Source organism: Pseudokineococcus lusitanus (assembly GCF_003751265.1).
In the GTDB taxonomy this organism is placed as follows: Bacteria; Actinomycetota; Actinomycetes; order Actinomycetales; family Quadrisphaeraceae; genus Pseudokineococcus; species Pseudokineococcus lusitanus.
The window spans coordinates 118,921-130,930 of record NZ_RJKN01000009.1 but is presented as its reverse complement, the minus strand read 5'-3'; the positions used below and the strand labels follow the sequence as shown (position 1 = coordinate 130,930).

Annotated in this window: 9 protein-coding genes; 4 read left to right on the top strand and 5 right to left on the bottom strand. The window is 77.6% G+C overall.

Annotated features, from left to right (window positions below; translation table 11 throughout):
• Window positions 1-102: 102 nt before the first annotated feature.
• From EDC03_RS15710 to EDC03_RS15695, 4 genes are read right to left on the bottom strand one after another with little or no spacing between them, the layout of a single operon-like run.
• Entirely contained in the window at window positions 103-1,209 is a 1,107-nt protein-coding gene (locus EDC03_RS15710) for a Gfo/Idh/MocA family protein (protein WP_123381196.1), read from the bottom strand.
• A 48-nt stretch (window positions 1,210-1,257) separates the two neighbouring features.
• A complete protein-coding gene (panB, locus tag EDC03_RS15705) occupies window positions 1,258-2,136 on the bottom strand; it encodes a 3-methyl-2-oxobutanoate hydroxymethyltransferase (protein WP_199720321.1) in 879 nt (292 codons plus the stop codon).
• Window positions 2,133-3,941, bottom strand: a complete 1,809-nt coding sequence (locus EDC03_RS15700; RefSeq protein ID WP_123381195.1) for an NAD+ synthase — start codon at window positions 3,939-3,941, stop codon at window positions 2,133-2,135. The genes panB and EDC03_RS15700 overlap by 4 nt, the downstream gene beginning before the upstream one ends.
• Before the next feature lie 20 nt (window positions 3,942-3,961).
• Window positions 3,962-5,533, bottom strand: coding sequence for an MFS transporter (locus EDC03_RS15695; protein ID WP_241967222.1), 1,572 nt, complete (start codon window positions 5,531-5,533; stop codon window positions 3,962-3,964).
• Between the two features lie 188 nt (window positions 5,534-5,721).
• Between EDC03_RS15695 and EDC03_RS15690 the strand changes: the two genes are divergently transcribed.
• From EDC03_RS15690 to EDC03_RS15680, 3 genes are read left to right on the top strand one after another with little or no spacing between them, the layout of a single operon-like run.
• Window positions 5,722-7,098, top strand: coding sequence for a glutamine synthetase family protein (locus EDC03_RS15690; protein ID WP_123381194.1), 1,377 nt, complete (start codon window positions 5,722-5,724; stop codon window positions 7,096-7,098).
• Complete coding sequence (locus EDC03_RS15685; RefSeq protein ID WP_123381193.1) at window positions 7,095-7,928, top strand: type 1 glutamine amidotransferase; 834 nt, start codon at window positions 7,095-7,097, stop codon at window positions 7,926-7,928. Before EDC03_RS15690 ends, EDC03_RS15685 begins: the two co-directional genes overlap by 4 nt.
• The gene (locus tag EDC03_RS15680; RefSeq protein WP_123381192.1) at window positions 7,925-10,951 is read left to right on the top strand and encodes a bifunctional [glutamine synthetase] adenylyltransferase/[glutamine synthetase]-adenylyl-L-tyrosine phosphorylase; all 3,027 of its coding nucleotides are present in this window, start codon (window positions 7,925-7,927) and stop codon (window positions 10,949-10,951) included. Before EDC03_RS15685 ends, EDC03_RS15680 begins: the two co-directional genes overlap by 4 nt.
• A 9-nt stretch (window positions 10,952-10,960) precedes the next feature.
• Here EDC03_RS15680 and EDC03_RS15675 read toward each other — a convergent pair whose 3' ends face one another.
• Window positions 10,961-11,275, bottom strand: a complete 315-nt coding sequence (locus EDC03_RS15675) for a hypothetical protein (protein WP_123381191.1) — start codon at window positions 11,273-11,275, stop codon at window positions 10,961-10,963.
• An 83-nt stretch (window positions 11,276-11,358) separates the two neighbouring features.
• Between EDC03_RS15675 and EDC03_RS15670 the strand changes: the two genes are divergently transcribed.
• Complete coding sequence (locus tag EDC03_RS15670; RefSeq protein ID WP_123381190.1) at window positions 11,359-12,009, top strand: maleylpyruvate isomerase N-terminal domain-containing protein; 651 nt, start codon at window positions 11,359-11,361, stop codon at window positions 12,007-12,009.
• Window position 12,010: the final 1 nt, after the last annotated feature.

Genomic DNA, 12,010 nt, shown 5'->3' with positions numbered 1-12,010 from the left:
ACGGCAGTGTGACCAGCCGGGCGCCGCGCGAGCATGAGACGCGGGTGAGAGGCCTCTCACGCAGCGGGGTCCGACGACCTCCCGCCGGGGCGTGGCCGGCGCTCACCCGCCCCGTCGCGTCGGGTCCCATCCCGCGTCGAGCGGCGGGGGCACGTCGGCCGTGGAGCGGACGTCCACGGGCACCCGCGCCTCGGCCGACTCGGCCACGGCGAGCAGGACGTCGAGGACGTGCGCGGCGAGGTCGCCGGACGCGACCTCGGGACGCCCGGCGCGCAGCGAGCGCACGAGGTCGACGACGCCGATGCCCCGGCCTCCGGGCACGTCCGGCGGCAGGAGCTCCTCGGGCTCGGCGGAGCCCTCGCGCCACAGGAGGGTGGGTCCGTCGAAGCGGTTGACGTCCGGCAGCGCGACGGTCCCCGCGGTCCCGTTCAGCTCGAGCAGGCCCGTCCGCGCCCGCGCGTGCTCGAACGAGAAGGTGCACTGGGCGGACCCGCCGCCCTCGAACTCGACGAGGGCGGCGTGGTGGCTCGGGACCGTCACGTCGAAGGACGTGCCGGCGCGCGGGCCGGTGGCCACGGTCCGCCGCCGACGGGAGGTCGAGGCGACCGCGGTGACCCGCTCGACCGGTCCGAGGAGGTGGACGAGCGCCGTGACGTAGTACGGCCCCATGTCCATGAGGGGCCCGCCGCCCGACCCGTAGAGGAACTCGGGGCTCGGGTGCCAGGACTCCGGGCCGGGGGTCTGGAAGACGGCCGTGGCCGTGAGCGGCCGTCCGACGTCGCCCGCGGCGACGAGGCGGAGGGCGTTCTGCACGCCGGCGCCCAGCACGGTGTCCGGGGCGCACGCGCACCGCAGCCCCCGGGAGCGGGCCCGCGCCAGCAGGGCGGCCGCGCCGTCCCGGTCCGTGGCCAGGGGCTTCTCGCTCCACAGGTGCTTGCCGGCGTCGAGGACCCGCAGCCCGACCTCGACGTGCGCGGCCGGCACCGTCAGGTCGACGACCACGTCGACGTCCTCCCGCGCCAGCAGCTCGTCCACCCCGCCGGCGTGCGGGACGCCGTGCGCGGCGGCCTGCGCGGCGGCCCGGTCGACGTCGAGGTCGGCGACGGACCGCACCTCGACGTCGGGGTAGGCGGCGAGGTTGGCCAGGTACTGCTCGGAGATCGTGCCCGCGCCGACGACGCCGACCCCCGTGACGCCGCGTCCGTCCACGGCCGACCACCTCCCTCTACTGCCGGGCGTGCGCGCCCGCCGGGTCGCTCAGTCCTCGAACTCGTGCTCCGCCGCGGGGAAGGTGCCCTCCTCGACGTCGGCGACGTAGGCGGTCGCGGCCCGGGCGAGCTCGCCGCGCAGGTCGGCGTAGCGGCGGACGAAGCGGGGGGAGCGCCCGCCCCCGAGCCCGGCCATGTCCGTGACGACGAGGACCTGCGCGTCCGTCCCCGGCCCCGCGCCGATGCCGACGACGGGCACCCGCAGCTCCCGGGCCAGCCGGGCCGCGACCGCCGACGGCACCATCTCGACGACGACGGCGAAGGCGCCCGCGTCCTGCACGGCGAGGGCGTCCGCCACGAGGCGGTCGGCGCTCTCGCCCCGCCCCTGCACCCGGTAGCCGCCGAGCGCGTGCTCGGACTGCGGGGTGAAGCCGACGTGCCCCATGACCGGCACACCGGCGTCGACGAGGGCCCGGACCGCCGGGGCGACCGCCGTGCCGCCCTCGAGCTTGACGGCCGCGGCGCCGCCCTCCTTGAGCATGCGGACGCCGGTGGCCAGCGCCTGCGCCGGCCCCTGCTGGTAGCTGCCGAAGGGGAGGTCGGCGACGACGAGGGCCCGCTGCGTCCCCCGCACGACCGCGCGGGTCAGGACGAGCATCTCCTCGACCGTCACGGCGATGGTCGAGGGTTGCCCGAGGACGGTGGTGCCGGCCGAGTCGCCGACGAGGAGGACGGGCACGCCGGCCTCGTCGAGGACCGAGGCCGTCAGCGCGTCGTAGGCCGTGAGCATCGCCCAGCGGCGGCCCTCGTCCTTCCAGCGCTGCAGCGTCGTCGTGCGGACCACGCGGGGGGTGCGCGCCGAGCCCGGCGCCGTCCCGGTCGTCCCCGTCGTCGGTGCCCCGCCGTAGGGGGCCTGCTGCTCGCTCACTCGTCCTCCTCGCGCCAGTGGGTCGTGATGGGCAGGCGCCGGTCGCGGCCGAAGGCGACGGCCGTCGTCTTCGGGCCCGGGGCGCCCTGGCGGCGCTTCCACTCGGCCCGGTCGACGAGGCCGACGACGCGCTCGACGTCCGCGAGGGCGTGCCCGGCCTCGAGCAGCTCGGAGCGACCCATGGCGCGGACCACGTAGTCCTCGAGCAGCGCGTCGAGGACGTCGTACTCGGGCAGGGAGTCCTGGTCCGTCTGGTCCGGGCGCAGCTCGGCCGACGGCGCCTTGGTGATGGACGCCTCGGGGATGGGCGGCCGCTCGCCGCGGGCCTCCGCGGCGGCGTTCCGCCAGCGGGCCAGGCGCCACACGTCCGTCTTGGCGACGTCCTTCAGCGGCGCGAAGCCGCCGACGGAGTCGCCGTAGATCGTCGAGTAGCCGACGGACAGCTCGCTCTTGTTCGAGGTGGCCAGCACGAGCTGCCCCTCGGAGTTCGAGATGCCCATGAGCAGCGTCCCGCGCACGCGGGCCTGCAGGTTCTCCTCCGCGACGCCGCTCATCGGCACGTTCGCGAGGAAGGCGTCGACCATCGGCGCGATGGGGTGGAGCCGGTAGTCGATGCCCAGGCGCTCGGCGAGGTCGTCGGCGTCGGTGCGGGAGTGGGCGGTCGAGTACCCGCTCGGCATGGAGACGCCGACCATGCCGCCGGGCCCGAGGGCGTCCACGGCGAGCGCCGCGCAGACGGCCGAGTCGATGCCGCCCGAGAGCCCGAAGAGCACCTGGGAGAAGCCGTTCTTGCGGGCGTAGTCGCCGAGCCCGAGGACCAGGGCGGCCCAGAGCTCGGCCATGTCGTCGAGCGGCTCGGCCAGGGGGGCCCGCACCGGCTCGCGGGCCGGTGCCGGGTCCGACGACACCTCGACGCGGGTCACGCCGGGGACGTCGGCGGGCTCCGCCGCGCCCTCGGGCAGCTCGAGGTCGACGACGAGCAGCTGCTCGGCGAAGGACTCGCCCCGGGCGAGGACGGCGCCGTCCTCGCCGACGACGAGCGAGCCCCCGTCGAAGACGAGGTCGTCCTGGCCCCCGACGGCGTTGACGTACGCGAGCACGGCGCCCGCCTGCGCCGCGCGGTGGCGGCACAGGGCGAGGCGGGTGTCGTCCTTCGCGCGCTCGTAGGGCGAGGCGTTGAGGACGACGAGGAGCTCGGCGTCGGCCTCCCGCGCCGCGGCGACCGGGCCGCCGTCCTGCCAGAGGTCCTCGCAGACCGCGACGGCCACGTCGACCCCGCGGACGCGGGCGACGAGGAGGTCGCGGCCCGGCACGAACACGCGGAACTCGTCGAAGACGCCGTAGTTGGGCAGGTGGTGCTTGGCGTAGCGGCCGACCCGGCGTCCCCCGTGGAGGAGCGCGGCGCAGTTCTGCGGCAGGCCCTTCGGCACGCCCGGTGCCTCGTCGCCGCCGCCGGCGGCCTCGGGCCCGCCCTCGCGGTGGCCCCGGCCGGAGGGGCCGACGCCGTCGGCCAGGGCGCCCTCGGCCCGGTCGACGTAGCCGACGAGGACGGGGAGGTCGCCGTGGCCGTCGGCCGCGAGGTCCTCGGCGAGGCGGTGGAGGGCGTCGCGGGAGGCGTCGACGAAGGAGCGGCGGAGGGCGAGGTCCTCGACGGGGTAGCCCGTCAGCGCCAGCTCGGGCAGGACGAGGAGGTCCGCGCCCGCCGCGGCGGCGTCGGCGGCGGCCCGCCGGACGAGCGCCGCGTTGCCGTCGAGGTCGCCCACCGTGGTGTCGACCTGGGCCAGGGCCAGTCGCAACGAGGGCATGCGGCGAGCGTAGCCAGGGCTCACCGGGCCGCCCGTGCCGCGGCCCGGTGCTGGGCGCGCAGGTCCACGAGCGCCGGGACGAGGCTCAGCGCGACGAGACCGGTGGCCACCGCCAGCCCGGCCAGCAGCCCGGCCGCGAGGTCCCCGCCGCCGGCGCCCCCACCGCCCCCGCCGGCTCCCGCACCGCCCCCGGCCACGCCGAAGAAGACCGCGCCCACGACCGCGATCCCGACGGCCGAGCCGATGCGCTGGCTCGTCTGGAGGACGCCGCTGGCGGACCCGGAGCGCTCCGGCGCCACGGTCGAGAGCGTCATCGTCGTGTTGGGGGAGATGACCGCCCCGCTGCCCGAGCCGGCGACCAGCAGGGGCAGCGCGAGGAGGAGGCCCAGGGTGCCCGGCGACGTCGAGCCCGCGGCCACCGCCACGACGACGAGGGTCGCGGCGAGCCCGACGACGGCGACGAGGAGGCCCCCCACGACGAGGCGGCGCCCCCACCGGTCCACGAGGCGGCCGGCCAGCACGGGGGTCACCGCCCCGCCCACGGCGAAGGGCGTCTGGGTCAGGCCGGCCTGGAGCGGCGTCATGCCCAGGCCGTCCTGCAGGTAGATCGACAGGACGAAGAAGACCGTCGTGAAGCCGCTGAAGTACACGAGGCCGACGAGGACGCCGTTGCGGTAGCCCGGGCCCCGGGCACCGGTGAAGAGGCCGAGGTCGACGACGGCGTCGCGGCCGCGCCGGGTCCGGGCGCGCTCCCAGGCGACGAAGGCGACGCCGAGGCCCACGGCCAGCGGCCACAGCAGCCAGCCGACGACCGAGGAGGGCTGCTCGAGCAGCGGGAGGAGGAGGGCCACGAGGGCGCCGGCCAGGAGGAGGACGCCCACGCCGTCCAGGTCCGCGCGCCGCCGGTCGGGCCCGGTGGCGGGCCGGTCGGCGGGCAGCCACCGCAGCGCGAGGACGAGGCCGAGGACGCCCACAGGGAGGTTGACGAGGAAGACCAGCCGCCACGCCCACGGGTCCGGGTCCGCGGTGAGCAGCAGCCCGCCGAGCAGCGGTCCCACGGCGGTCGAGACGCCGATGGAGGTGCCGAGGAGACCGAAGGCGCGGCCGCGCTCCGGCCCCCGGAAGAGCGACTGGATGAAGGCGGCCACCTGCGGCTGGAGCATGCCGCCGCCGACGCCCTGGAGCAGCCGGGCCGCGAGCAGCGCCCCCGCCGAGGGCGCGAGCCCGCACAGCAGGCTCCCGAGCGTGAAGACGACGAGCCCGGCCACGAAGACCTTCCGCCGGCCGCGGGCGTCGCCGAGACGCCCCGCCGGGACGAGCGCGAGCCCGAAGGCGAGGACGTAGCCCGAGAGGACCCACTGGAGGTCGCTGCCGCTGGCGTCGAGGTCGGCACGGACCGAGGGCAGCGCCACGTTGACGATCGAGACGTCCAGCAGCGTCATGAAGCCGGAGACGAGGCAGACCGCGAGGGCCTTCCAGCGCCGCGGGTCCGGTGCGTCGTCACCGCGGTCGCCGGCGGGGACGGTGCGGCCGGGGGAGGAGGTGGGGGTGGGGTCCTGCGTGGCGGGCCGCCCGGCCCGGTCGTCGCTCACCTCCGGACGGTAGGTCGGGCCCGGCGCGGCGGCGCGGCGGCGACGCGGGCCGGACGCCGTGCCGCGGGACCGGCGCCGCCGCTGGCAGGATGACGGCGCGCCGGCCGCCGCCCGGCGCCCGGACGGACGCACGCGGCGCACGACGACGCGCGGGACCCGCGCGTCGCCCGCTCGGTGGAAGGGGACCCATGGACCGCCAGCAGGAGTTCGTCCTCCGGACGATCGAGGAGCGGGACATCCGCTTCGTGCGGCTGTGGTTCGCCGACGTGCTGGGCGGGCTGAAGTCCGTGGCCATCGCCCCGGCCGAGCTCGAGGGCGCCTTCGCCGAGGGCATCGGCTTCGACGGCAGCTCGATCGAGGGGCTCGCCCGCGTCTCCGAGGCCGACATGATCGCCCGGCCCGACCCGTCGACCTTCCAGGTCCTGCCGTGGCGCGGCGACCCCCGCAGCGGGGGCGTCGCCCGGATGTTCTGCGACGTCCTCACCCCGGACGGCGAGCCGGCGATGGCCGACTCGCGCAACGTGCTCAAGCGGGTGCTCTCCCGGGCCGCGGAGAAGGGCTTCACCTTCTACACGCACCCCGAGATCGAGTTCTACCTCTTCGAGGGCAGCCCGGCCGACAGCGTCGGCGACGGCCGGCGGCCCGGCGTGGCGGTCCACCCGCCCGTCCCCGTCGACACGATGGGGTACTTCGACAACGTCCCCGGCGGCGCCGGCCAGGACTTCCGGCGTGACGCGATCTCCATGCTCGAGGCGATGGGCATCTCCGTGGAGTTCAGCCACCACGAGGCCGGCCCGGGCCAGAACGAGATCGACCTGCGCTACGCGGACGCGCTGACGACCGCCGACAACATCGTCACCTTCCGCACGGTCGTCAAGGAGGTGGCCCTGCAGCACGGCGCCTTCGCGTCCTTCATGCCGAAGCCCCTCGCGGACCAGCCCGGCAGCGGCATGCACACCCACCTGTCGCTCTTCGAGGGCGACCGCAACGCCTTCCACGAGCCGGGCGCGCAGTACGAGCTCAGCACGACGGCGCGGCAGTTCATCGCCGGGCTGCTGCGGCACGCGAAGGAGACGTCGCTCGTCACGAGCCAGTTCGTCAACAGCTACAAGCGGCTCTGGGGCGGCTCCGAGGCGCCCTCGGACATCGCGTGGGGCCACAACAACCGCTCGGGCCTCGTCCGCGTGCCGCGCTACAAGCCGGGCAAGGCGCAGTCGGCGCGGGTGGAGTACCGGGGCATCGACTCGGCGGCCAACCCCTACCTGGCGCTGGCCGTCCTCCTCGCGGCGGGGCTCAAGGGCGTCGAGGAGGGCTACGAGCTGCCCGACGAGGCCGAGGACGACGTCACGCGCCTCACGTCCTCCGAGCGTCGCGCCATGGGCATCGAGCAGCTGCCCGCCAGCCTCGACCACGCCATCGCGCTCACCGAGGCGAGCGAGCTCGTCGCGGAGACGCTGGGGGAGAGCATGTTCGAGTTCGTCCTGCGCAACAAGAGGGCGGAGTGGGTGGACTACCGCGCCCAGGTCACCCCCTTCGAGCTGCAGCGCTTCCTGCCCTGGCTGTGACGTCCGACGGGGTCGGGGGGCCCGCCCCCCGCGTGCTCGTCGTCCAGCACGAGGAGTGCTGCCCCCCGGGGATGCTGCTGCCCGCCCTCCTGCGGGCGGGCGCCGTCGTCGACGTCGTGCGGCCGGACCTCGGGGTGCCGCTGCCCGCCGCCCTCGGCCGGCGGGGACCCGGCCGTCCGCCGGCGGCCCACGACGCCCTCGTCGTCCTCGGCGGGACGGCCGGTGCCGGCGACGACACGCGCTGGCCGTGGCTCCCGGCGGTGCGCGCGCTCCTGGCCGCCTGCGTCGACGACGGCACGCCCGCCCTCGGCGTCTGCCTCGGGGCCCAGCTCCTCGCGGCGGCCACGGGAGGGCGGACGGGCCGGTGCCCCGGCGGCCCGGAGACGGGGCTGCTGGCCGTCGACGTCGAGCCGGGCGCCGACGACGACCCGCTGGTGGGCGCGGCCCGCCCGCCCGGCGGCGGGGCGTGGCGGGTCGTGCAGTCGCACGAGGACGCCGTGCTCGCGGTGCCCCCCGGGGGCAGGGTCCTGGCCCGCTCCCGCGGCGGCGACCCCGCCGTGGCGGCGGGGGACGGTGTCGTGCAGGTCTTCCGGGTCGGCCCCGCCTGGGGGCTGCAGCACCACCCCGAGGCCGGCGCGGCCGTCGTCGACGGCTGGTGGCGGACGCCGGAGGGGCGGGCCGACGTGGCGTCCCAGGGGCTCGACGCCGACGCGCTCGTGGCCGAGGTCGACGCCGCCGCACCGGGGCTGGCCGCGGCGGCGGACCGGCTGGCCGCGGCGTTCGTCGCCGTCGTGCGGGACGCGCGCGACGCGTCCGGGGGGCGGCGATGACGGCGCCCGCCGTCCCGACCGGGCTGCTCGCCCGGCGCGGCTTCGCGGACCCGGCCGCGGCGCAGCGGCTCCTGGCCGAGCCCGGGACCGCCGCGCTGGCGCGGCGCCTCGGCGACGAGGGCGTGGACCGCCTCGTCGGCCTCCTCGCGCGCGCCGCGGACCCCGACGCCGCCCTGCGCGCCGTCGCGCGCCTGGCCGAGCACGACGGCTCCCCGGCCGTCGAGGTCCTCGTGGGGGAGGGTCCTGCGCGCGAGCGTCTCGTCGCGGTGCTCGGCGCGTCCGCCGCGCTGGCCGACGGCCTCGTGCGGCACCCCGGCGACGCGGCCGTCCTGCACGAGCCCGACGAGCCCGTGCCGCCGGGCCGCCTGCGCGCCGAGCTGCTGCGCGGGGTGGGGGCCGACCCGGCCGACGCCGCCCCCGTCGCCGCCGAGGACGCCACGGGCGACGACCTGCGCCGCGCCTACCGCCGCCGGGTCCTCTCGCTCGCGGGCCGCGACCTCGCCGACCCGGTGCCCGAGCGGCGCGTCGGCGACGTCGGCGCCGAGCTGGCGGACCTCGCCGCGGCGGCGCTGGAGACGGCCCTGGCCCTGGCCCGGCGCGACGTGGGCGAGGACGCGTCCGCCGCCCGGCTCGCCGTCCTCGGCATGGGCAAGTGCGGCGGCCGCGAGCTCAACTACGTCAGCGACGTCGACGTCGTCCACGTCGTCGAGCCCGCCGAGGGCGTCGAGGTGGACCGCGCGCTGGCGGTCGGCGAGAAGCTCGCCCGCCTCCTGGCCACGTACTGCTCCGGGTACTCGGCCGAGGGCACGCTCTGGCCGGTCGACACGGCCCTGCGGCCGGAGGGCGGGGCGGGGCCGCTCGTGCGGACGGTCGACAGCCACCGGGCCTACTACGAGCGCTGGGCCGAGACGTGGGAGTTCCAGGCCCTGCTCAAGGCCCGCGTCGTCGCCGGCGACGCCGAGGTCGGCGCGGCCTACCTCGACGCCGTCCGTCCCGCGGTGTGGACCGCCGCCGGCCGGACCGGCTTCGTCGGCACCGTCCAGGCGATGCGGCGCCGGGTCGAGGCGCACGTGCCCGCCAAGGAGGCCGGGCGGCAGCTGAAGCTCGGCCCGGGCGGGCTGCGCGACGTCGAGTTCAGCGTGCAGCTGCTGCAGCTCGTCCACGGCCGGTCGGACCCGCACCTGCGCAGCGGCACGACGCTGGCCGCGCTCGACGCGCTGGCGGCCTACGGCTACGTCAGCCGCGCGGACGCGGGGGCCCTGGAGCGCGGGTACCGCTGGCTGCGGGTGCTCGAGCACCGCATCCAGCTGGCCCGCCTGACGCGCACCCACGTCCTGCCGACGGCCGAGGACGACCTGCGCCGACTGGCCCGGGCCGCCGGGCTCGACGGCACCGCGGCGCTCGAGGAGCGCTGGCAGGAGACGAGGGCCCGTGTCCGGCGCCTCCACGAGCGCCTCTTCTACCGGCCGCTGCTGGGCGCCGTCGCCCGGCTGTCGACCGAGGACGCAAGGCTGTCGCCGGAGGCCGCGAGGGCCCGCCTGCAGGCCCTCGGCTACCGCGACCCCGCGGGCGCCATGCGGCACCTCGAGGCGCTGTCCGGCGGGGTGAGCCGGCGGGCGGCCATCCAGCGCCAGCTGCTGCCCGTCCTCCTCGGCTGGTTCGCCGACGGCGCGGACCCCGACGCGGGCCTGCTGTCCTTCCGCCGGCTCTCGGAGTCGCTCGGCGGCACCCACTGGTACCTCCAGATGCTCCGGGACGACGGCGTCGCCGCCGAGCGGCTGGCCAACCTCCTCACGGGCAGCCGGCTCGCGGCCGACCTGCTGCTCCAGGCCCCGGAGGCGGCCCGCTGGCTCGAGGGGGACAGCGAGCTCGTGCCGCGGCCGGCCGCGCAGCTGCGGGCCGAGGTCGGCGCCGTCGTCGCCCGCCACCGGGACCCGGTCGGCGCCGCGATGGCGGCGCGCGCGGTGCGTCGTCGCGAGATGACGAGGACGGCCGTGGGCGACCTCTCGGGGGTCCTCGACCTCGAGGGCGTCGGCCACGCGCTCACCGCCGCGACGCAGGCCGTGCTGCAGGGCGGGCTCGCGGCCGCGCTGCGCTCGGTCGCGGCGCGCGTGGGGGAGCCGCTCCCCGTGCGGATGGCGGTCGTCGGCATGGGCCGCCTCGGCGGGCACGAGCTGACGTACGCGAGCGACGCGGACGTGCTCTTCGTCCACGAGCCGCGGGAGGGGGCCTCCGAGGCGGACGCCCAGGGCGTCGCCGTCGCCGTGGCCACGGAGGTGCAGCGGCTGCTCAAGGGGCTGGGTCCCGAGCCGCCGCTCGAGGTCGACGCCGCGCTGCGGCCCGAGGGCCGCCAGGGCCCGCTGTCCCGCTCGCTGTCGTCCTTCGCCACGTACTACCGGCGGTGGTCGGACGTCTGGGAGGCGCAGGCGCTGCTGCGGGCGGAGCCGGTGGCGGGCGACCCCGAGCTGGGCGCGGCCTTCACGGCGCTCGTCGAGGGCGTGCGCTACCCGGCCGACGGGCTGGACGACGCGCAGGTCCGGCAGGTGCGGACGACGAAGGCGCGCGTCGAGGCCGAGCGGCTGCCGCGCGGCGTCGACCCGCGGCGGCACGTCAAGCTCGGTCCGGGCGGCATCAGCGACGTCGAGTGGACGGTCCAGCTCCTCCAGCTGCAGCACGCCGGTGCCGTGCGGTCGTTGCGCACCACCTCGACGCTCGGGGCGCTGGCCGCGGCGCGGGAGGCGGGCCTCGTGGGCGCCGAGGACGCCGAGGTCCTCGACGACGCCTGGCGGTGGTGCTCGCGGGTGCGGGCTGCGCTCGTCCTGTGGAGCGGACGGCCGACCGACGTCGTCCCGACCGACGTCGACGACCTCGAGGGCGTGGCCCGCCTCCTCGGCATGCCCGCGGGCTCCGCGGGGGCGCTCGACGACGAGCACCGCCGGCGGACGCGGCGGGCGCGGGCCGTCGTCGAGCGGCTGCTCTTCGGCTGGGACGACGCCGACGAGCGCGGGGCGTCGGACCGCTGACGGCTCCGGTCAGGGCGTCGACGACGTCCCGGGGTCGACAGGGGGCTCCGGCAGCCGCGCGATGAGCACGGTGTCGAGGCGACGGAGGAGGACGTACAGCCCCAGGCCGGCCATGGCGGCGCCGACCACCAGGAGGAGCACCGCGACGAAGGCCCGACCCGGCGAGTCCTCCACGGCGAGAAGGTCGTACCCGCCCAGGAGACCGCCCAGGACGAGCAGCAGCAGGCCGGACATGACGACGCCGGCCACCCTCACCGGCGGGGGCGCCGGCGGCAGGGGAGGGAGCCCGGCGGCGCCGGTCGGGCGGGCTGCGACGTCGTCCACCCGCCCAGGATGCCGCCCGGGTCGCCCTGCGTGGGCGTCCCCAGCGAGGTCACCCAGACGGACCGCGCGGCTACGGTCCGCCCATGGCTCTCGCCGTGACGGTCGACGTCGCCCGGCCCGCGCTCGTCGCGGGGGTCGAGGCCTTCCTCGCCGCCGTCGACGGGCTCGACGAGATGGCGCTCCTCGGCGCCTCGCGGTGCCACGGGTGGACGCGGCTCGACGTCGTCGTCCACGTGCTCGGCGGGTGGCACGAGGTCCTCGCCGGGCTCGTGTCCCCGGTCGACGACGCCCCGACGGTCGACGCGGCCACGTACTGGCGGGCCTTCTCCGCCGCGGCGGCCGACGAGGACCCGGTGGCCGAGATCACCGCCCAGCGGCGGCGGACGTCCGCGTACGGGCGGCCCTCGGCCGCCGTGGCCCAGCTCCACGACGTCGGCGCGGCGGTGCTGCGGGGCGTGGCCTCGGCGCCCGACGGCCCGCGGGCCTGGCAGGGGCAGGTGCTGCTCCTCGGCGACTTCCTCGCCACGTGGGCCGTCGAGCACGCCGTCCACCAGCTCGACCTGCTCGTCGAGCACCCGGTGCCGCCGGGGGCACTGGCGCTGGGCCGGGCGACCGTCGAGGCGCTCGTCGGCGGTCCGGTGCCCGGTGACGACGTGACGGTGCTGCTGCAGGGGGCCGGTCGGCTGCCCGCGGCCGACGGACCGCTCGCCGGCCGTCCGCCCGTGCTCGGCTGAG

Excerpts from the sequence above, each read along its gene's own strand:
- EDC03_RS15680 (WP_123381192.1), top strand. The coding sequence starts at position 7,925 with ATGACGGCGCCCGCCGTCCCGACCGGGCTGCTCGCCCGGCGCGGCTTC.
- EDC03_RS15700 (WP_123381195.1), bottom strand. The coding sequence starts at position 3,941 with ATGCCCTCGTTGCGACTGGCCCTGGCCCAGGTCGACACCACGGTGGGC.
- EDC03_RS15670 (WP_123381190.1), top strand. The coding sequence starts at position 11,359 with ATGGCTCTCGCCGTGACGGTCGACGTCGCCCGGCCCGCGCTCGTCGCG.
- EDC03_RS15690 (WP_123381194.1), top strand. The coding sequence starts at position 5,722 with ATGGACCGCCAGCAGGAGTTCGTCCTCCGGACGATCGAGGAGCGGGAC.